At 65.7% G+C, this 20933-nt stretch carries 18 protein-coding genes; 11 read left to right on the forward strand and 7 right to left on the reverse strand.

What is annotated here, in order from left to right:
• Positions 1-4: 4 nt before the first annotated feature.
• From KYT87_RS17245 to xseA, 5 genes are all read right to left on the reverse strand, one after another.
• The gene (locus KYT87_RS17245; protein WP_046804700.1) at positions 5-1432 is read right to left on the reverse strand and encodes a chloride channel protein; all 1428 of its coding nucleotides are present in this window, start codon (positions 1430-1432) and stop codon (positions 5-7) included.
• Between the two features lie 193 nt (positions 1433-1625).
• Complete coding sequence (locus tag KYT87_RS17250) at positions 1626-3338, reverse strand: methyl-accepting chemotaxis protein (RefSeq protein WP_219990441.1); 1713 nt, start codon at positions 3336-3338, stop codon at positions 1626-1628.
• A 278-nt stretch (positions 3339-3616) separates the two neighbouring features.
• On the reverse strand, positions 3617-4195 hold the full coding sequence (sodB, locus tag KYT87_RS17255) for a superoxide dismutase [Fe] (RefSeq protein ID WP_046804702.1): 579 nt from the start codon (positions 4193-4195) through the stop codon (positions 3617-3619).
• A gap of 162 nt (positions 4196-4357) precedes the next feature.
• Positions 4358-7549 carry an ankyrin repeat domain-containing protein gene (locus tag KYT87_RS17260; RefSeq protein ID WP_255593227.1) on the reverse strand — a complete coding sequence of 1064 codons (3192 nt, stop codon included), beginning with the start codon at positions 7547-7549 and terminating at the stop codon, positions 4358-4360.
• Between the two features lie 94 nt (positions 7550-7643).
• On the reverse strand, positions 7644-9011 hold the full coding sequence (gene xseA, locus KYT87_RS17265) for an exodeoxyribonuclease VII large subunit (protein ID WP_219990442.1): 1368 nt from the start codon (positions 9009-9011) through the stop codon (positions 7644-7646).
• A 353-nt stretch (positions 9012-9364) separates the two neighbouring features.
• On the opposite strand from xseA, the gene KYT87_RS17270 reads away from it, so the two are divergent.
• From KYT87_RS17270 to rpsT, 10 genes are all read left to right on the forward strand, one after another.
• Positions 9365-10030 carry a MotA/TolQ/ExbB proton channel family protein gene (locus KYT87_RS17270; protein ID WP_046804704.1) on the forward strand — a complete coding sequence of 222 codons (666 nt, stop codon included), beginning with the start codon at positions 9365-9367 and terminating at the stop codon, positions 10028-10030.
• Positions 10027-10440 carry a biopolymer transporter ExbD gene (locus KYT87_RS17275; RefSeq protein WP_046804705.1) on the forward strand — a complete coding sequence of 138 codons (414 nt, stop codon included), beginning with the start codon at positions 10027-10029 and terminating at the stop codon, positions 10438-10440. Before KYT87_RS17270 ends, KYT87_RS17275 begins: the two co-directional genes overlap by 4 nt.
• Positions 10437-11540, forward strand: coding sequence for a tetraacyldisaccharide 4'-kinase (lpxK, locus tag KYT87_RS17280; RefSeq protein ID WP_219990443.1), 1104 nt, complete (start codon positions 10437-10439; stop codon positions 11538-11540). The genes KYT87_RS17275 and lpxK overlap by 4 nt, the downstream gene beginning before the upstream one ends.
• A gap of 64 nt (positions 11541-11604) precedes the next feature.
• Positions 11605-11784 carry a Trm112 family protein gene (locus KYT87_RS17285; RefSeq protein ID WP_104144416.1) on the forward strand — a complete coding sequence of 60 codons (180 nt, stop codon included), beginning with the start codon at positions 11605-11607 and terminating at the stop codon, positions 11782-11784.
• Between the two features lie 10 nt (positions 11785-11794).
• Positions 11795-12559, forward strand: a complete 765-nt coding sequence (kdsB, locus tag KYT87_RS17290) for a 3-deoxy-manno-octulosonate cytidylyltransferase (protein ID WP_104144415.1) — start codon at positions 11795-11797, stop codon at positions 12557-12559.
• A gap of 91 nt (positions 12560-12650) precedes the next feature.
• Positions 12651-13307: an adenylate kinase gene (gene adk / locus KYT87_RS17295; protein WP_046804709.1), complete on the forward strand. Its 657-nt coding sequence runs from the start codon at positions 12651-12653 to the stop codon at positions 13305-13307.
• Positions 13308-13442: 135 nt separating this feature from the next.
• Positions 13443-14201, forward strand: coding sequence for a 3-hydroxyacyl-CoA dehydrogenase (locus tag KYT87_RS17300; RefSeq protein WP_046804710.1), 759 nt, complete (start codon positions 13443-13445; stop codon positions 14199-14201).
• A gap of 110 nt (positions 14202-14311) precedes the next feature.
• A complete protein-coding gene (gene murJ, locus KYT87_RS17305) occupies positions 14312-15871 on the forward strand; it encodes a murein biosynthesis integral membrane protein MurJ (RefSeq protein WP_219990444.1) in 1560 nt (519 codons plus the stop codon).
• 193 nt (positions 15872-16064) lie between these two features.
• Positions 16065-17036 (forward strand): FecR domain-containing protein, encoded by a 972-nt coding sequence (locus tag KYT87_RS17310; protein WP_046804712.1) that lies wholly within the window; start codon positions 16065-16067, stop codon positions 17034-17036.
• A gap of 289 nt (positions 17037-17325) precedes the next feature.
• The gene (rpsT, locus tag KYT87_RS17315) at positions 17326-17589 is read left to right on the forward strand and encodes a 30S ribosomal protein S20 (protein WP_025135824.1); all 264 of its coding nucleotides are present in this window, start codon (positions 17326-17328) and stop codon (positions 17587-17589) included.
• A 152-nt stretch (positions 17590-17741) separates the two neighbouring features.
• Here the strand turns inward: rpsT and KYT87_RS17320 are convergent, their stop codons facing one another.
• Positions 17742-18650 carry a LysR family transcriptional regulator gene (locus tag KYT87_RS17320; protein ID WP_046804783.1) on the reverse strand — a complete coding sequence of 303 codons (909 nt, stop codon included), beginning with the start codon at positions 18648-18650 and terminating at the stop codon, positions 17742-17744.
• 114 nt (positions 18651-18764) lie between these two features.
• Between KYT87_RS17320 and lysA the strand changes: the two genes are divergently transcribed.
• Positions 18765-19997, forward strand: a complete 1233-nt coding sequence (gene lysA, locus KYT87_RS17325; RefSeq protein WP_219990445.1) for a diaminopimelate decarboxylase — start codon at positions 18765-18767, stop codon at positions 19995-19997.
• 166 nt (positions 19998-20163) lie between these two features.
• On the opposite strand, the gene garL is transcribed toward lysA, so the two are convergent.
• Positions 20164-20931 (reverse strand): 2-dehydro-3-deoxyglucarate aldolase, encoded by a 768-nt coding sequence (garL, locus tag KYT87_RS17330; protein WP_104144412.1) that lies wholly within the window; start codon positions 20929-20931, stop codon positions 20164-20166.
• Positions 20932-20933: the final 2 nt, after the last annotated feature.

Here is a 20933-nt window from a genome sequence, read left to right on the forward strand (position 1 = left end):
GCTTTCAGGGCGACGCGGGCTTGGAAGGCGCCGTTGCGGCGCCCGCCCCGGACTGCGCGGCGCGACCTGCCTCTACGATGGCTTGCCGCCGAAAGCGCCCCGCAGCCAGGTGATAGAACGGCTGCGGGCAGAACTGCCGCGACACGCCCGAGGCCAGCAGCGACCCCACCAGCAACCAGAACAACATCGGCTGGCTGCCCGTCATTTCCATGACCACCACGCTGGCCGTCAACGGCGCCTGCGTGGCGGCGGCCAGAAAGGCGGCCATCGACACCAGCACCAGCACACGCTGGTCCACGCCCTCGCCCGCCAGTTCCCAGATGTGTTGGCCGATGCCGGCGCCCGTGGTCAGTGCGGGGGTGAAGATCCCGCCCGGAATGCCCGCCCAATACGACGCGACGGTAGCGGCCAGCTTGGCCAGCCCGAAGCCGACCGGCGCGGTGTCGTTGCCCGACAGCAGATCGGCCGCCACCCCATAGCCCGTGCCGTACACGCTGCCGGCCGTGCACAGGCCAATCACGGCCAGCACCAGGCCCATGATGAAAGCCGTCCAGATGGGATGCGCGCGGATCCAGGCGCGCCAGGCCGCGGGCGCCGCGCCTGCCGCGCCCTTGCCCAGCAGCCGCGCAAAAATACCGCCCAACGCGCCGTTGATCGCGCCGCAGATGACAATCCACATCACCATGCCGTGGGCCAGCGGCGCACCGCCGAACACGCCGAAATACGGGTTGTTGCCTTGCACCGCGACCACCAGAAACCCCGCTGCCAGCACGCCGATCAGCACCAGGCGCTGCCAGCGCAGCACCGTGCCTCGGCCCAGCTCTTCAATGGCGAAGATCACGCCGGCAAGCGGCGCGTTGAAGGCGGCGGCAAGGCCGCCGGCCGCGCCGGCCGCGATCAGTTCATTGGCGTGAAAGCCCCGCAGCTTGACGCCGCGACGCTTCCAGAAATCCCCCCACGCCAGCATGAGCGCGGCGCCCACCTGCACCGACGGGCCTTCGCGGCCGATCGATGCGCCGGCCAGCATGCCGAAGAACGCCAGGGGAATTTTCCAGAGGGTTTGCGCCAGCGACACCAGGCTGGTCTGGCTGGCCCCCGGCGGCAATGACAGCGCGCCGATGACTTGGGGAATGCCGCTACCGGCCGCGTTGGGCGCGAAGCGCAGCGTCAGCCAGCGCAAGCCGGCCAGGCTGAACGGCAGCACCAGCAAGGCAAGCCAGCCGTTGTGGCCCACCCATTCGCGGTTCCAGTCCAGCGCCTTGTCGGCCAGATACGCAAAACCCAGCGACATCAACGCGACCAGGCCGGCCCCGCCCAACAGCAGTGCCATTTGCAGGCTCTTGCGCGACAGGCGGTTGATCTGACGCACTTTGCGCCGCATCAGGCGGCGGGTGGCGGCGGAGGTCCGGCGGAAAGGTTCAGTCAGGCTCATGGGCTGCTGGCATGCGGCGGAAAGTCGCTAACCTTAACATTCCCACCTGACTCGCAGCCCACAACTTCGCAGCCTACAACCTCGCCGGCCACAACTTCGCAGCCCACAACTTCGCCGACCACGATTCCGCCGTCCATAGACTTACCGCCCGGGCGCTACCGCGCAAGTTTGCGCGGCAGCGCCCGGCGGCTGCTTAGAACGAGGACCAGTCGTCGTCCGACGCGTGCGCCAGCGCCGGCCGCGCCTGGCTGGCGCGTGCCACGGTCGCTGCCGGCTTGCGCGCGGCCAGGGACGCGGGCGTGGGCGTAATCAAGCGCGCCTCGGCACCACGCCCGGAACCCGCGGCGGCGTCCACCTTGAAGCGGCGAACCTCCTGCGCCAGGCGGCCGGCCTGCTCTTGCATGCTGGCGGCCGCGGCGGCGGCTTCTTCAACCAGCGCGGCGTTCTGCTGCGTCACGGTATCCATCTGCGCCACGGCCTGGTTGACCTGGCCGATGCCGGACGATTGCTCTTCGGATGCGCTGGCAATTTCACGCACCAGCGTTGCTACCTGACGCACGCTGTCGACCACTTCGCGCATGGTGCGGCCTGCCTCGTCCACCTGGCGCGTACCGCCCTGCACACGCGCGGCGGATTCGTCGATCAGCGCCTTGATTTCCTTGGCGGCCACCGCCGAGCGTTGCGCCAAGGTGCGCACTTCACCCGCGACCACGGCAAAGCCCCGGCCCTGCTCGCCCGCGCGCGCCGCTTCCACGGCGGCGTTCAGCGCCAGGATGTTGGTCTGGAAGGCAATACCGTCGATCACACCCGTGATATCGGCGATGCGGCGCGAGCTGTCCGAAATGGCGCTCATGGTCTGCACCACGCCTTCCACCACTTCGCCCCCGCGCACTGCCACGGTGGACGCCTGCGTCACCAGACGATCGGCCTCGCTGGCGTTGTTGGCGTTTTGCTGCACGGTGCTGGTCAGCTCTTCCATCGACGCGGCAGTCTGCTCCAGCGACGAGGCTTGCTCTTCAGTACGTTGCGACAGGTCGGAGTTGCCTTGCGCGATCTGCGAGGACGCCGAGGCGATGCTTTCACAGCCATCGCGCACGTCCGCGACGATGCGCGCCAGGCTTTCGTTCATGGCCTTCAGTGCCGTCATCAAGTCGCCCGTTTCGTCACGCGTGGCCACCTGGATGTCGGTGGTCAGATCGCCCGCGGCGACCTGGCGCGCGGCTTTCACGGCCTGTTCCAGCGGACGCACGATGCCGCGCGTGACCAGCCAGCCCAACAGCATGCCGATCACCACGCCGGCCACGGCCAGGATGATCATCACGGCGCGCACGGTGCCGTACAGGTCGGTGGCTTCGTCCACCGATTGCGCGGTGGCTTTTTCCTTGCCCACGGCCAGGTTGGTCATCAGGTCGTCAAGCTTTTGCGACGAGGCGATAACCCGCTTTTCGATCTCGGCCACGCGCGGATCGGTTTGCGTCAGCGACTGCGACTTCGCCGCCGTGAAGAACGCTTCCGACTCCCGCTTCCACACCTGTTCGGTTTCGACAAACTGCGCCAGCAGGCGCTTGCCCTCTTCTTCGTGGAAATTCTTCGCGGCCTTGTCGCGCAGCACGTCCATGTTCTTGACGGCGTCGTCAAACTGCTTTTTCAACGCCTGGCGATCCTGATCGGTGCTGGCGGCCAGGTAGCCGCTGCGGGCGCGGCCCGCGTAGATCAGATTCAGATTGGATTCTTTCAAGTCCGAGATGCCACGCAGCTCGGTGTCGTACAGCCGGTCATTCAATTCGTTGATGCGCGACAGCCCCCAAACACCAAAGGCCCCGATGGCACCGCCGATTACCGCCACGAGCAAAAACGCGCCCGACAGGCGCGCCCCAATGCGCAAGCCTGAAAATAAGCGAAACATGCTTCCCTTCCCTGTAGTTACCCCGGTGGTAAGCGGGCATGCCGCGATCCGTTGGCCCCGTGGTTCAGCCCTGACCACTGGCAACAATAGCGGTCGGGATTCCTAGGGATAACCCTAAAGAAAAGGTCGTTTCTTTGTCATTTCCCTGGAATGAAATCGACAATCGACAGGGTTATGTCAGCTGAATTCTTCCTGAAAGGGAATAAAAAAACCCCTGTGCAAAGCACCAGGGGTTTTTTCTTGCGGGCCTCGTGTGTGGCCCGGCTTGTCTTTACCGATCAGGCAAAGTTCTTGGCGGCGAAATCCCAGTTGGCAAGTGCCCAGAAATTTTCCAGGTACTTGGGACGCGCGTTGCGGTAGTCGATGTAGTACGCGTGTTCCCAGACATCACAGGTCAACAGCGGCTTGTCGGCGGTGGTCAGCGGCGTGGCGGCGTTGCTGGTGTTGACGATGTCAACCGAACCGTCGGCCTTCTTGACCAACCAGGTCCAGCCCGAACCGAAGTTGCCGGCTGCCGACTTGTTGAACGCTTCCTTGAAAGCGTCGAAGCTGCCCCACTTGGCGTTGATGGCATCAGCCAGCTTGCCGGTGGGTGCGCCGCCGGCCTTGGGGGCCAGGCTATTCCAGTAGAACGTGTGGTTCCAGACTTGAGCGGCGTTGTTGAAAATGCCACCCGAGGACTTCTTCACGATGTCTTCCAGCGACAGCGTTTCGAATTCCGTACCCGGGATCAGGTTGTTCAGGTTCGTGACGTAAGTCTGGTGATGCTTGCCGTAGTGGAACTCCAGCGTTTCCTTGGAAATGTGCGGGGCCAGGGCGTCGAGTTCGTAAGGCAGGGGGGGAAGAGTATGTGCCATGTGTTGGTTCCTTCTGTTGAGTGCACGATCAAGCCGGTCAATTGTATCGGCAACTAATGAGGATACCGCGTTAACCCCGCGTCCGCGCGGGGTTAACGGCGCGCATGAGCATATGCGCGCCCACGCCGACGCACGGCGTGTCGCGCTGGCTTTTTGTAAACGCTACTCTTTCTCGTATCGCAGTTCCCTGCCGCCTTCCGACTCCACCAGCGTGCCGTCTTTGTGCACGGTGAATGTCTTGTGCAGCTGTGCGCCAGCGGCTTCTTCCGGTACGTCCAGGTCCACGCGTATCGCGCGCGTGCCGGCGTCCAGTTTGCTGATGTCCACCTGATGCCAACGCGCGCCCGAGGGCAGCGGCACAAACACGGCCAGTGTTTTCAAGGCGCCCGGCTCGATGGGTGCGCTGATGCCGTCTTCACCTTCGGACGGGCGCGGACCGCCCCCGTGATCGGCATCCGCCGACGACATCGCCACGTCAACTTTCACCGGGCGATCGCGGTAGAAAACGCGCACGGACAAAAAGCCGGGCTGGGCGGGGCGTGCGGGCCGGGTATCAGCACGCACGTCGTGGACAGGCGAATACGGCTGGATCGGCGGCGTGTCCAGAAACACCTGCTTGCCGTCGCTGCGCCAGGCGCCGCGCGCCGCGATGTCGACGGCGCCGTAGCTCAGCATGTAGTCAAAGCTGCCGTCCGGCGACAACAGCAATTGGCTACCGACTTCGCGCACACCGTTCAGCACATACAGGCCCGCCAAGCCCGCGGAGTCGGCGGATTTGCTGGCCACCTTGGCGGCCCCTCGCCTGGACGGCGCGGGGGACGGGCAAGTGGCCGGCGGGGATGCACCGGCCGCTTGGACGACACGCTGGAACGCGGGTGCGGACTGGCATGCCAGCGTGTGGGCGAAGGACTGGCCAGGCGGTGCGGCGACCTTGTCAAAACGCGCACCGTGGCGCGCCAGCAATGACAGCATGGCGGGCTGGCCGGATTGCAACGCCACCCACGCCGGCCCGCGGCCCATGGCGTCGGCCTGGTCGGGACGCGCGCCGGCCGTGAGCATGGCGCGGACCAGGTCTTCGCGGCCCAGTTCGATTGCGGTGTTCAAGGGCGTCGCGCCATCGTCCAGTGCGGCGTCCAGCGACCCCCCGGTGGCGTTCACGAACCGCAGCAGCTGCACAAGTTCGCCCTGCCGGGCCACGTACCACTGCCGGCTATGAAGCAACTGAACCACGACGCGTCGCGACAGCGGCGCGGCGTCGGGCGCGCAGGTCGAGGGCTTGCCGGTAAAACCCGCCGCCTGCAATGCCGCGATATAGCCCGGCGCTTCGATCAGGCTGGCTTCGCCGCGTTCGGGCATGCAGGCTTGCGCCACGGGTTGGCCGGTGGCTTTGCTGATGCGGCGCACCAGCGCGATGTCGCCCGAGGCCACGGCCGCGTTCAACAGCGCGTACGAAGCCGGGGCGCGCGGCAGGCGTGGATCGTCCAACTTGGCGCCTGCCCGCAGCAGCCGTTCCAGCATCGCGGCGTCTTGCCTGCCGATCAGCCAGTACAGCGCGCTTTCGCCATCGGGCGCCAGGCCGACCGGGTCCGCGCCCTTGGCCAGCAAGGCGTCAACGACGGGCACTTGCCCCGACGCTGCGGCCAGCAGCAACAGCGGCGCGCCGTCGCCGCTGTCCGCGTCCCCCGCCTTCACTTCCGTGGGCACGCCAGCTTCGATCAGCATCAACGCCAATGACGTATCGCGGTTTTCCAGCGCGCGCCGGATCGCCCCCGTGCCCAGCGCCTTCAGGTCGAAGCCCGCATCGGCAAACAGGCGCAGCGTTGCGGCATCGCCCGATTGCACCGCGACATCGACGGGCGATTTCACGTCATAGCCTTCACGCTTGGCGCGGGGGGCGGCGCCCGCGGCCAATAGCAGCTTGATGGCTTCCGGTTTGCGGGCCTGTACCGCATCGGCAAGCGGCGTGTTGCCGTTTTGATCTTGCGGGTCGCCATCGACTGGCGCCCCCAGCGCCAGCAAACGTTGCAGCGTTTGCACGTCGCCACGGCGCGCCGCCAGGTTCATGATGGGCTGGGCGTCGGACTCCACTTTGGTGAACAGCGCCGCGCTGGAACCCGTTTGTGGGCCGCGTTGCGCGAACGGCATGTTCTTTTGCAGCAGCTGCGCCGCAATATCTGGATGGCCGCCCTGCACCGCCGCCTGCGCGGCGTCCAGCCAGACGTCGTATTGGCCGCTCTGGCCGTAGCCGGTGTTGGGGATTTGGCGCGGCCCAAGTTCCTTCAACACGGGCACCGCGCCGGCATTGCCCAGGTAGGCGGCCAGCGCCAAGGCGGTCAGCCCGTCTTCATACGCCGGCTTGGTGCCGGTGGCGGCCAGCGCCTGCAACGGTGCCGCGCCCTCGGTCAGTTCAACCATGGGCGACCACGCCAGGTAATCCGCCACGTCGGCGCCCGCGTCGGCATAGGGCTTGGCGGCGCCGGCCTTGAACAAGGCCAGCACCATGTGTGTCATTGATGGGCGGTCGACCAGACGCGGAAGGTACGTCATGCGCACCGCGAATTCAAAATCGCGATTCAACAGGAATTCAAGTGGGGTGCGGTGTTCATCGCCGCGCTGATTGGCGTCGGCACCGGCCGCCAGCAGCATGTCCATGAGTTCAGGCGTGCCATACAGCAGCGCCAGATGCAGCGGCGGACGACGCGATTCGTAGGTGACGTCGTTCAGCGGTGGCCGGGTGGCCAGCAGCGCGGCCAGCATGCGCGTGCGAGCAGGCAGCGTGGCCTGGTGAGCTTGGCGTATGCGATCGGCATCCTCGGTTGAAATGCTCCAGTACACGTTCTGGGCGCGCAATTCGCGCGGCGGCTTGAGCAGCGCGTGCAGCAGCGGCACGCCGTCCAGCGCGTAGTCGCCGGGCTGCCGGACCTGCGCCAATGCAGAGGCAAAGGCGTCGGGATCGTTGTTGCGTACGGCGGCAAACAGTGCCCGGGTGTCGGGGGTGTCGGCCTCTTGGTAGTCGCGGTACGGCGACTGGCAATCGCAGTTGGCGGCGGGGGGCTGGCTTGCGGCCTGAGGCGGTGTCTGGGCCGAGGTCTGGGCCGGGGTCTGGATCGGGGTCTGGGCCGAGGTCTGGGCCGAGGTCTGGGCCGAGGTCTGGGCCGGGGTCTGAGCCGGTACCTGCGCTGATTCCTGCGCTGATACCCGTGCCGGTCCTTGTGCTGATTCCGACGATGTTGCCTGCGCTGATACCGGCACTGGTGTAGCCTCTGCCGCTTCCACTAGCGCTACATGCCCCAGCGCCATGACCGTTCCGGCCAACACACCGGCCATCCAACCCATGCTTTCGTTGTGCCGCATTGCATCGCCTCAGAGTGCGTCAACCTGTCGTGCACCACCCCGCCGGCGCCCCCGCCGAATGCGTGGGCGCTGCCGGCCGGCGGATCGTTTCTGCTTAACCGGCGTCGCGGCTATTGCGGGTTTGCTGCACCTGCACCTGCGCCCCGCCCTGTGCAAAGCTCAGGTCCAGCGCCTGCCCGGCCGCCAGACTTGCGGCATCCCGCACGATGCGGCCATCGGCGTCCCGCGCGATGGCGTAGCCGCGCGACAAGGTATTGCCCGGGTCCAGCGCGCGCAACTGCGCCGTGGCCGCCGCCAACCGGTTGCGACCCTGCACGAGCAGGCGTGCATGCGCCTGGCCCAGCTGACGCACGGCGCCTGCCAGGCGGTCGGCGGCGCGCCCGGTATCGGGGACGCGATGCGCCAGGCGTTGCGTCAGCAGATTGACGCGCGCGGTGCGCCGGGCTTGTGGGCCCGACCACGCGGACGCAAGCCGGAAGCGCAGGCTGTTCAGGCGTTCTTGCTGGTGCTCAAGCCGTTGCGACGGCGACACCAACTGCCCGGACGCACGATCCAGGCGCTGCGCGGCGCGTTCCAGCCGCCGTTGCTGGCCCCGAACCATGGCTTGGGCCGACTGCATGACGCGGCCCATCAATTCGGAACGGGGCACGCAGGCCAATTCGGCGGCGGCCGTGGGCGTGGGCGCGCGCACATCGGCCACAAAGTCCACGATGGTGAAGTCGGTTTCATGCCCCACGCCGCTGATCACCGGAATTTCGCTGACCGCGACCTGGCGCGCCAGGTCTTCGTCGTTGAAGCTCCAAAGATCTTCGATGCTGCCCCCGCCGCGCACCAGCAGCAAGGTGTCGACCTCGGCGCGGGCGTTGGCCAAGCGCACTTGGGCGGCCAGGCGGCTGGCGGCATCGGCGCCCTGAACCGGGGCCGGATAGATGATGACGGGCACCTGCGGCGCGCGCCGGGCAAGCGCCGACAGCACATCGCGCAGCGCCGCCGCATGCAGCGACGTAATGACCCCGATTGCGCGCGGCAAGCGGGCGGGCTCGCGCTTGCGGGCCGGGTCGAACAGGCCTTCCGAGGCCAATTGCTCTTTCAGCCGTAGAAACGCTTCATACAGATTGCCCAGACCGGCCCGGCGCATGGCGTCGGCCTGCAACTGGTAGTCGCCGCGCGGCTCGTACAGGGACACCCGCGCACGGATTTCGACCTGGTCGCCCGCCTTTGGGACAAAACCGACTGCGCTGGCGCGGCTTCGGAACATGACAGCCCGCACCGAGGCCCGGCTGTCCTTGAGCGTGAAGTACCAATGCCCGGATGCCGCCTGCGTGAAGTTCGAAATCTCTCCGCGCACCCATAAAGCCGGGATGCTGCGCTCCAACAACTGCCCCACTGCTTGGTTTAGCTGGGCAACTGTCAGGATATCCCGCGTGAATGCGTTGTTTGTGACTGCAAATTCAATTGTCATGAGGCTTTCCGATGCGTACCTGTCCACAGGGCATACGTAGCGGGGCGCAATGATACCGCGTCCACAGATTTTTGCAGCGGCAGGCCCGAAAGCCAGCAAACTCCGTGCAAGTTATTGATTTTTATATATAAATTATAAAAACTCGATTGCGCTAATTTGAAGCAAACAAGCGCAAGCCCTGTGCCCACAAGCGTTCCGGCGAAGTTTTGCACAGAATTATCCACAATTTCTGTGGATAAATCGCGGGCCTTCCCGCCTTGCCACAAACCCGCCGCGCCGTTACAGTTTCGGCTTGATCTGATGCCACGGCGCACGCACTGTTGCCGCCATATGGCCCCCGGGAGTTGAACGCTTTGCTTTCCATTTTGCGCGAGGCCGGCTGGCCCATCTGGCCCCTGCTGGCGACATCCGTGCTGGGACTGGCGCTGATTTTCGAGCGCTTCCTCTCCCTGCGCCGCAGCCTCATCCTGCCCCGCGGCCTGAACGAACAGGTCGTGGACATGCTGCGCAACCGCCAGGACACGCCCGAAGCCATCAACCGGCTGGAACGAAACTCGCCGCTGGGCCGGGTGCTGGCCGAAGTGATGCGTCACCGCCATCTGCCCCGCGAAGAACTGCGCAACGTGGTCGAAGACACCGGCCGGGCCGTGGCGCATGACCTCAGCCGCTACATCCCCGCCATCGGCACCATCGCCGTCGTCGCGCCCTTGATGGGGCTGTTCGGCACCGTGGTCGGCATGATCGAGATCTTCGGGTCGTACACGCCCGGTGGCGGTGACCCCGCCCAACTGGCGCGCGGCATCTCCATCGCGCTGTACAACACCGGCTTCGGCATCCTGATCGCCATTCCCGCCATGATTGCCCACCGCTACCTGCGCGGTCGGGTCGACGGTTATCTCAGCGCCATGGAGCAATCCGCCTCGCGCCTGGTCCGCGCCGTGTCGCCCGTGCCGCCGGCCCCTTCCACCCATCCCGCAGCCCACCCCGCGGCCTACCCCGCACGCGAGGGGCGTTCATGAATTTCCGCGGTTCCCGGGGCGATCGCGACGAGCTGGACATCAACCTGATCCCGCTGATCGACGTCTTGCTGGTCATCCTGATTTTCCTGGCCGCCACCACGTCGTTCACCCGCTTCACGCAGTTGAAGGTGACCCTGCCGCAGGCCTCGTCCGAGCAGGACACGCCGCCGGCGCTGGAAGTGGCCGTCAGCCAGGATGGGCGCTATGCGCTAAACGGCACGCTGATCGACGTCTCCACGCCTCCTGAAATCGCCGACGTACTGCGTCAGGCGGCCGCCGGCAAGACCGAGCCGCTGGTCATCATCAACGCCGACGCCCAAGCCACCCACCAATCCGTGATCAACATCATGGAAGCCGCCCGCCTGGCCGGCATCGGGCGCGTCAACTTCGCCGCCCAGACCTCACGGTGAGCACCCCGCGTTCGTCTCCTTCGCTGCTGGCCCGCCAGTGGCAGCATGGCGGCTGGCTGTCGACCCTGCTGTCGCCCCTGGCTGCGCTGACCGAGTGGGCGGTGGCCAGAAAGCGCGCCGCCTACCTCAGCGGCGCCAAGCCCAGCTACCGCGCGCCGGTGCCGGTCGTGGTGGTGGGCAACATCTACGTCGGAGGCACCGGCAAGACGCCCATGGTGATCGCCACGGTGCAAGGCTTGCGGGCGCGCGGGTTCACCCCGGGCGTGGTCAGCCGCGGCTATGGCGTGAAGATGGGCCGCGAAGCCCGGGTCGGCGTCGGTGCATTGGCGGCTGATCGCTTTGGCGACGAGCCCGCGTTGATCGCGCGCGCCACGGGCGCCCCGGTATCCGTGCACCCGAAACGCGCGTTGGCCGCCCGTGCGCTGCTCCAGGCGCATCCCGATGTGGACGTGATTGTCTCGGACGACGGCCTGCAACATCTGGCGCTGGCGCGTGACGTCGAAATCGTGGTGCAGGACGCGCGCGGCGTGGGCAACGGCCGGCTGCTGCCCGCCGGCCCACTACGCGAACCCGCGCACCGCTTGCAGGACGTGGATGTGGTCGTCACCAACATCGGCACGCCGGTCGGCCCCGGGGTCCAGGCTAACGCCAACGCCGACGCTGTTCCCGCCCGCCGCCCGCGTCCGGTGCGGATGTGGCTGGAACCGGGCGACGCCCGCCACATCGAAGACGGCGCAACGCGCCCGCTTTCTGCCTTTGCGGGCCAGCCGCGCGTGGCGGCCGCCGCGGGCATCGGCAACCCGGAACGCTTCTTCTCGACACTGCGCGCGGCCGGAATCGAACCGGACGCGACGCTGCCCTTGCCCGACCATCACGACTACGCCGATTCGCCCTTCCAGGGCCTGATGGCCGACGCGATCCTGGTGACGTCCAAGGACGCCATCAAATGTGCCGCGCTGCACGACGCGCGCCTGTGGGAAGTCCCCGTCACGGCGGCTTTTTCCGACGCCCGGTTGTTTGACTGGCTGGCACAAACGCTACACCAACGTCTCGCTCCAAAGTCGACATCGGCAGTCACCCAAGCGCGGCCGCCGACTTGAAAATCTGACTCTCGCCCGGGCCCGCCGGGCCTTGCCCGCCGCAAACTGTTTTAGAATCCCGGTCATGGAATCCCGACTTCTCGACATCCTCGTCTGCCCCCTGTGCAAGGGGCGCCTTGAAAACGACCGGCAGCACGCCGAACTCGTTTGCCGCGCCGACCGCCTGGCTTTCCCGATTCGCGACGGCATCCCCGTCATGCTTGAGTCGGAAGCCCGAGTGCTGGACGAAACCGTCCCCACCTGACCGCCGCACCGTGAGTTTCATCGCCCTGATCCCGGCGCGCGCCGCCTCGACCCGCCTGCCCGACAAGCCCCTTGCCGATATCGCCGGCAAGCCGATGGTCGTGCGCACCGCCGACCGCGCCGCGCTGTCCGGCGCATCCCGGCTGTACATCGCCACGGACGACGCGCGCGTGCAGGCGGCCGTGCAGGCCCATGGCCTGACCGCCCTGATGACGCGCGGCGACCATCCCACGGGCACCGACCGGCTGGCCGAAGCCGTCCAGCAACTGGGCTTGCCGGACGACGCCATCGTCGTGAACGTGCAAGGCGATGAACCGCTGATCGAACCCGAACTGATCGACGCCGTGGCGGCCAAGCTGCAAGCCTGCCCCCACGCCGATATCGCCACCGCCGCCTGCCCGCTGGCCGACGCCGAGGCGCTGTTCAACCCGAATGTCGTGAAAGTCGTGTGTACCGCCGACGATCGCGCCCTGTATTTCTCGCGCGCGCCGATTCCCTGGGCGCGCGATGCGCTCGCCAGCGGCGAACGTGTGCTGGCCGACGGGCTGCCCGCCTGGCATCACATCGGCCTGTACGCCTACCGCGTGTCGTTCCTGCGCCGCTTCCCGACGCTGCCGCAAGGCATGCTGGAACGCTTCGAGGCGCTGGAACAGCTGCGCGCCATGGAACATGGCCATCAAATCGTCGTACACCGTACGCTCAACCCTCCCGCAGCGGGCGTAGATACCCCGGCGGATCTGGAACGCGTGCGCTTGGTCTACAGCAAACAGATGTAAGGGTTATTTCCCATGGCGCAGCCCCGCATTGGCTGCTGCGTTGCGGCATAATCCCCCGGATCACAAAAAATAAACCCCATCAGGAGCACTCATGCGTCTCATCTTGCTCGGACCTCCCGGCGCCGGCAAAGGCACCCAGGCCGCGTTTCTCACCCAACACTTCGGCATTCCCCAGATCTCCACCGGCGACATGCTGCGAGCCGCGGTGAAGGCGGGCACGCCCTTGGGTATTGAAGCCAAAAAGGTCATGGATGCCGGCGGTCTGGTTTCCGACGAGATCATCATCGGCCTGGTCCAGGACCGCCTGAAGCAGCCCGACTGCGCCGGCGGCTACCTGTTCGACGGTTTCCCCCGCACCATCCCGCAGGCCGACGCGCTGAAAAGCGCCGGCGTCAAGCTGGACTACGTGGTGGAAATCGAAGTGCCCGAAGAGGACATCATCGAACGCATGAGCGGGCGCCGCGTGCACCAGCCCAGCGGCCGCAGCTACCACGTGCGCTTCAACCCGCCCAAGGTTGAAGGCCGCGACGACCTCACCGGCGAAGAACTGATCCAGCGCGACGACGATCGCGAGGAAACGGTGCGCCATCGCCTGTCCGTGTACCGCGAACAGACCCGTCCGCTGGTTGATTACTACTCGACCTGGGCACAGCAGAACGCCGCCGAAGCCCCGAAGTACCGCAAGATCTCGGGCGTGGGCGCCGTCGACGAAATCAAGTCGCGCCTGTTCGAGGCTGTCAACAGCTGATAGGCGCTTGGTTGGCCCAAAGGCCTTCGGCGCCGGCTGGACGCACTGCGCTCCAGCATCGGCCCGAAGGCCTTGTCGCATTCGGCGCCTGCCGCGCCGCTTTCATCCCCTTTGAATTGAACTGGTGGTAGAGACATGGAAATCGCGAACAAGGTATTCATCGTTACGGGTGGCGCATCGGGACTGGGCGCGGGCACCGTGCGCATGCTGGTGGAAAACGGCGCCAAGGTCGTCATCGCCGACGTGCAGGACGAGCCGGGCCAGGCCCTGGCCAAGGAATTGGGCCAGCGCTACGTGCATTGCGACGTCACGCAGGAAGCCGACGGCAAAAGCGCCGTGGCGGCCGCGCTGGAACTGGGTGCGTTGTTTGGGCTGGTGAACTGCGCGGGCGTCGCGCCTGCGGCAAAGATCGTGGGCAAGAACGGCGCGCACCCGCTGGAACTGTTCCAGAAGGTCGTGTCGATCAACCTGATCGGCAGCTTCAACATGATGCGCCTGGCCGCCGAAGCCATGAGCGCCAATACCCCGGAACCCACGGGCGAACGTGGCGTCATGATCAACACGGCGTCCGTTGCCGCCTTCGACGGCCAGATCGGCCAGGCTGCCTACGCGGCATCGAAGGCGGGCGTGGCGGGCATGACCCTGCCGATCGCGCGCGATTTGGCCAAGACCGGCATCCGCTGCATGACCATCGCCCCGGGCATTTTTGGCACGCCGATGATCTTCGGCATGCCGCAGGAAGTGCAGGATTCGCTGGCCGCCAGCATCCCCTTCCCCGCCCGCCTGGGCCGTCCGGAGGACTACGCCAAGCTGGTCTACAGCATCATCACGAACGACATGCTGAACGGCGAAACCATCCGCCTGGACGGCGCCATCCGCATGCCGCCGAAGTGATGTAGGACAAAGGCCGGCCCACGAAGTGGGCCGCCTTTCTTTGCAATGCAGCCATCACTTTCCGTGTAGTCGCTTCGGGCCGGCCCGCACTTTTTTTCGTAGTCCCATCCATGAGCCTGTTTCGTTCAGCGGCCACCGTCAGCAGCTTCACCCTGCTGTCCCGCATTTCCGGCCTGATCCGCGACATCCTGGTCGCGCGCGCCTTTGGCGCCGGCCCTATCACCGACGCCTTCTGGGTCGCCTTCCGCATTCCCAACCTGCTGCGCCGCCTGTTCGCCGAGGGCGCGTTTGCCCAGGCGTTCGTGCCCATACTCGGCGCCGCGCGCAACAAGCGGTCTGAAGAAGAAGTCCGCATCTTGCTGGACCGCGTGGCGCTGCTGCTGACCGCCACGCTGATGCTGATCACGTTGATCGGCATCGTCGCCGCGCCCTGGGTGGTGTCGGCCATGGCCAGTGGCCTGCGTGGCGCTGCCCGCGATACCGAGTTCGGCGCTGCCGTCTGGATGACGCGGATGATGTTTCCCTACATCTTCTGCATGTCTCTGATTGCGTTCGCCTCCGGCGTGCTGAACACCTGGCGCCGATTCGCCGTACCGGCCTTCACGCCCGTGCTGCTCAACCTGTCGATGATCGCCGCGTGCATCTGGCTGGCGCCGCGCATGGATGTGCCCGTCTACGCACTGGCCGTCGGCGTGATGATCGGCGGCGTGGCGCAACTGGCCGTGCAATGGGTGGCCCTGGCCCGCCTGGGGCTGACTCCGCGCTTTTCGCTGCGCTTTCGCCAAGCCTGGGCCGACCCCACCGTGCAGCGCATCCTCAAGCAAATGGCGCCCGCCACGCTGGGTGTGTCGGTGGCGCAGATATCCCTGCTGATCAACACCAACATCGCCACCTGGCTCACGCCAGGCAGCGTCACGTGGCTGTCCTTCGCCGACCGGCTGATGGAGTTCCCCACCGCTTTGCTGGGCGTCGCGCTAGGCACCGTGCTGCTGCCCAGCCTGTCCGCCGCCCACGCCCGCGATGACCACGGCGGCTACAGCGGCCTGCTGGATTGGGGCTTGCGTCTAGTGCTGCTGCTGGGCCTGCCCGCCGCGGTGGGCATGGCGCTGCTGTCGGACGGCCTGGTAGCCACCCTGTTCCACTATGGCGCCTTCGCCGCGCAAGACGTGCTGCAAACGCGCCTGGCCGTCATGTCGTACTCCGCCGGCTTGATCGGCCTGTTGGCCGTCAAGATTCTTGCCCCGGGGTTCTATGCCAAGCAAGACATCCGCACGCCCGTCAAAATCGCCATCGGCGTGCTGGTTTTGACACAGTTGATGAACCTGGTGCTGGTACCGTTCATGGCGCATGCCGGCCTGGCGCTGGCCATTGGCCTGGGCGCCTGCCTGAACGCCTTGGCGCTTCTGATCGGCTTGCGCCGCCGGGGCGTGTACCAGCCGGGGCCCGGCTGGACCGTGTTCGTGCTGCGCCTGCTGCCCGCCCTGGCGGCGTTGGCGGCATTGCTGTGGTACGCCGACGGCAAAATCGACTGGCTGGGCATGCAGGCCCATGCGGTACAGCGCGCCGGCTTGCTGGGTGGCGTTTTGGTGGCAAGCGGGGTGGTGTACTTCGGAACGTTGTTACTCTTTGGCTTTCGACTTAAGGACTTTGGACGTCGGCCAAAAGTCTGATTTCGGCCGTTGCGCAGACAATCCCACCAAAAAGCCGGCTTCCCGCCGGCTTTTTGCACTAGATTCGTCAAGAAATGCCAACAGCCCGGTAATCTTTGGTAAAAAACCTTTATTATTTACAAATTGCCATCAAGAGGAACCCCCGCCGATTCACGGGCGGGAACATGAAGTGAAGTACGCCCAAGGACAACCCATGGCGGACCAGGTGATCAATTGGTTGCTACTGCTGCGCTCAGGTAAAGCGACAGCGCAGGACTACAACGACTTCCTGGCGTGGCGTGCGGCTGACCCTGTCCATGAGAACGCCTGGCAACAGCTGACGGGCTCATTGGCAGGTTCGACGTTTGGACGGCTGGGCGACGCTTATCCCGCAGCCGGGTACGCCGCCGGAGCCGCCCCCACGTCGCAGCCGCTGATCCCTCCGCCCCCGGCCATCGTGCCGCCACGCCGCCGATTTCTGGCCGGCTCGCTGGCGCTCGCCAGTACGGCAGCCGGCGCCGCCTATGTCGGCAACGCCTTCTATCCGCTGAGCAACGTTGCCGCCGATGCGGCCACGGCCACCGGCGAACGCCGCCGCTACCTGCTGTCCGACGGCAGCCAATTGCTGCTGGACGCCCGCAGCCGCGTCAACCTGGATTTCACGCCCGCCTACCGACAGGTTCGCCTGCTGGACGGCGCCGTAACAGTCTCGGTGGCGCCCGACGCGCGCCGCCCCTTCCTGGTACAGACCGCCGAAGGCACCGTGCGCGCATTGGGCACCCGGTACATGGTGCGCCAGCAAGCGCAGCGCACCGTGGTCGTGGTGCATGAACACGAGGTCGAAGTCGAAACGATGGCCGGCGCGCACGGCACCGTCCGTGCCGGAACGGGCGCGCGGTTCGACGTGTCACGCATGGATATCCCGCGCGCCGAGCTGATGGCGGAAGCCGCATGGGAATCCGGCTGGGTCGATGCCCGGGGCCGCCCGCTGGCGGAAGTGATTGCGGCGCTGCGCCCTTATCGCACGGGTACGCTGCGCGTATCGATGGCGGCCGGCGGCCTGCCCGTCTCGGGGCATTTCCCCCTGGACGACACCAACGCCGCGCTGGACACCCTGCAAGAGATGATGCCCATCCATGTCCGCCGCTTTACCCCGTGGTTTGTCTCTATCAACGTCGCGACCTGACAACGCTATGCCGCGCGCCTGTGCCTGGCGCCCGCTTCGTTGTATACTCAGCACCGTGTTTTTATCCAGTAGGCGCCGCGGGTTTTCCTCAAGGCTGTGTTTCAGGCTTTAGCAGGGGATCATCCGAAAGGGTTCTCTAGCCAGGGCTCTTTAGCCCGGGAACATTTCCCCCCAGCGCCCCCCGCCCGGTTGACGGGCGCTCCATCGACAGATCTGACATTAAAAGCTTGCAATCCCATCGGGACTTGCTACAATGTTCGACTTTGCCGAATTCAACTTATATAGCAACATGGCCAATACCGCCCAAGCCCGCAAGCGCGCTCGCCAATCCGTTGAGCGCAACAAGCACAATTCCAGCCTGCGCTCGATGCTGCGCACCGCCATCAAGCGCGTTCGCCAATCTATCGCCGCTGGCGACAAAGCTGCGGCTGGCGACGTGTTCCAGAAGGCCTCGAGCGTGATCGATCGCGTGGCTGACAAGAACATCATCCACAAGAACAAGGCTGCTCGCCACAAGAGCCGCCTGGCTGCCGCTATCAAGGCGCTGGCCTAAGATTCTGCCGCCCCGCTTTCTGGGGCGTCATGAATACGGCAAATAAAGAAGGATGCCCTCGGGCATCCTTTTTTGTTGCCTGAACGGATCGGCTGCCTGAGTCGGGCTGCCTGAGTCGTTTCGCTGCCTGAACGATAGAACAAGCAGAGCCATCATCCGCCGGCCAGCCGGGCCTTGATCGCTTTGGCGGCGTCGGTCAAGGATGCCACGAACGCTTGCACCAAGGGATTGGCGGGCCGGTGTTCAGGAAAGACTGCATTCACGCGAAAGGGCAGCGAACGCCGCAGCGGGCGGATATGCAGGCCCCTGCCGACGAAGTCCAGCGCCGTCAGCGGGTTCACGATGGCCAGCCCCAGCCCTTGCCTGACAAAAGTGCAGACCGACACGGCGGTGGGCGTTTCGACCACCGAGCGCCGCAACACGCCGACTTCAGCAAAGGCTTCGTCAATCTGTACCCGGTAGGGATCGTGGGCGGACAGGCTGACAAAGGCATGCCCTTCGAAATCAGCAAGATCGATTTCCTGGCGCGCCAAGAGCGGATGCCCATCGGGCAACACGCAGACCTCGTCCACTTGCAGCAACAGCTGCAAGCGCGTGCCGGCCGGCGCGGCATCCCGCTCGGTCAACCCAAGATCGTAGCGTTGGGCCGTCAGCCACTCTTCAAGGAAGGGCGATTCTTGCGTCTCCACGGACAGGCTGACGCCAGGATGAAGATCGTGAAAACGCCGAAACGCATCCGGCAAGATGGAATGCGAGAACGCCGGCAAAGCGATCACGGACAGCTGCCCGCCCCGGAATTCGCGCAAGCGGGCCGCCGCCGACACAACGCGCTCCAGCCCCGCATACGATTGCCGGATCTCGTCGTACAGCGCCAGCGCCGGCATGGTGGGCCGTAAACGCCCATGCACGCGTTCAAACAAGGCAAAGCCGATGCCCTGCTCCATCCGCGCCAATTCACGGCTGACGGTCGGTTGCGACGTGCTTAAGAGCTGCGCCGCGCGCGTGACGCTGCCCGCGATCATCACCGCGCGGAATACTTCGATATGGCGATGCGTCAACACGGTGCGCTCCATATCAGGAATGAATGACCCTTCAACATATAAGCATTTTACTGGATGACACGAACCCGGCATCATGCCGCCTGGTTTCCTTTCCTTTTTCAAGGTTCATGCTTCATGGCTTTTGATCCGCGCCAACTTACCGAACTCGCCACGCAACATGGCACGCCGCTGTGGGTGTACGACGCCAGCGTCATCCGCGAACGCATCGCGCAGCTGCGCCGCTTCGACACCATCCGCTACGCGCAGAAAGCGTGCTCGAACCTGCACATCCTGCGCCTGATGCGCCAGGAAGGCGCGGTGGTCGACGCCGTGTCGCTAGGCGAGATCGAGCGCAGCCTGGCCGCCGGATTCGACCCCAAGGGTGAACCGGAAGGCATGGTCTTCACGGCCGACCTGATCGACCACGCCACGCTGGCCACCGTACTTCGGCACGGCATCACCGTGAACGCCGGCTCGCTGGACATGTTGGACCGCGTGGGCCAGGCCTCGCGCGGCCACCGCGTTTGGCTGCGCATCAACCCCGGCTTCGGCCATGGCCACAGCAACAAGACCAACACCGGCGGCCCGCAAAGCAAGCACGGCATCTGGATCGACGACGTGGCCCCGGCCGTGTCCATCGTGCGCCGCCACGGCCTGAAGCTGGTCGGCATTCACATGCACATCGGTTCGGGCGTGGACTACGGCCACCTGTCCAGCGTCTGCGACGCCATGGTCGACGTGGTGCGCTCGCTGGACCACGACATCGAAGCGATCTCGGCCGGGGGCGGCCTGTCGATTCCCTACCGCGATGGCGAGCCGCGCATCGACTGCGACCATTATTTCGAACAATGGGACGCGGCCCGCAAGCGCATCGAACAGTTTCTGCAACACCCAATCCGCCTGGAGATCGAACCCGGACGCTTCCTGGTCGCCGAGGCCGGCGTGCTGGTGACCGAAGTGCACGCCGTCAACCACCGCCCCGAGCGCGACTTCGCGCTGGTGGATGCGGGCTTCAATGACTTGATGCGCCCGGCCATGTACGGCAGCTACCACCGCATTTCCGTGCATGCGCCGGACGGTTCCGACCCACAGGGCGCGGCCCAAACGCGCATTGCCGTCGCCGGGCCGTTGTGCGAATCGGGTGACGTGTTCACGCAGGAAGAAGGCGGCGTGATGTCGGACCAGCTGCTGCCGCAGCCGCGCATTGGCGACTTCATGGTGCTGCACAACGCGGGCGCGTACGGTTCGTCGATGTCATCGAACTACAACAGCCGGCCGCTGGCGCCGGAAGTGTTGCTGGACAACGGCCAGGCGCGGCTGATCCGTCGCCGCCAGACGGTGGGCGAACTGCTGGCGCTGGAAGACTGACCGCCGGGCAACACCGGGCACAACGCTCAAAGCGCCACACCAGAGCACTGAAAGCAAAGCACTGAAAGCAAAGCACCACCAACAAAGCACTGCAAACAGCGCGCGCAATGCAAAACGCCCCGCATCGTCGCGGGGCGTTTTTGCATATCAACGCCGGCCGGCGCAATCAGCTGGGAAAGGTTTCCCGCAAGGCAAACGTGGCCTGCTTGAACACGCCCAGGTCCGTGCCCACCGCTACAAAGTGCATGCCCATGTCCAGATAGCGGCGCGCGTCCGCCTGCACCGGCGCCAGGATTCCGACGGCCTTGCCCTGGGCCGACACGCGTTCGTGCAGATGCCGAATGACCTCTTGCACTTCGGGGTGGCTCGGGTTGCCGATGTGGCCCAACGCGGCCGCCAGGTCCGACGGGCCGATGAACACGCCGTCCACGCCTTCCACCGCCGCAATCTCGTCCACCGCATCGATGCCCGGACGGCTTTCAATTTGCAGCAGCACGCAGATGTTGTCGTTGATGGTTTGCAGGTAATCGGGCACCGTGCCGTAACGGTTGCTGCGCTGCGCGCCGGCCACCCCGCGTATGCCCTCGGGCGGATAACGGGTGGCGGCCACGGCCAGACGCGCGTCCGCTTCCGATTCAATGAACGGGATCAGCAGGTTGTAGAAGCCGATATCCAGCAAGCGCTTGATCTGCACCGGGTCGTTCCACGACGGACGGCCGACGGCCGCGCTGGCGCTGCCCTGCAACGCCTGTAGCTGCTGCAGGAACATCGGCACTTCGTTGGGCGAATGTTCGCCATCCAGCAGCAGCCAGTCAAAATCCGCCAGGCCGACGAGCTCTGCCGTGATGTGGCTGGACATACACATCCAAAAGCCGATGAGCCGCTCGCGCGCCAGGATGCGTTGGCGGAAACGGTTGGGTAAAGGTGAGTTCATTG

This window comes from Achromobacter sp. ES-001 (assembly GCF_019448355.1).
Classification (GTDB): Bacteria; Pseudomonadota; Gammaproteobacteria; order Burkholderiales; family Burkholderiaceae_B; genus Achromobacter; species Achromobacter spanius_B.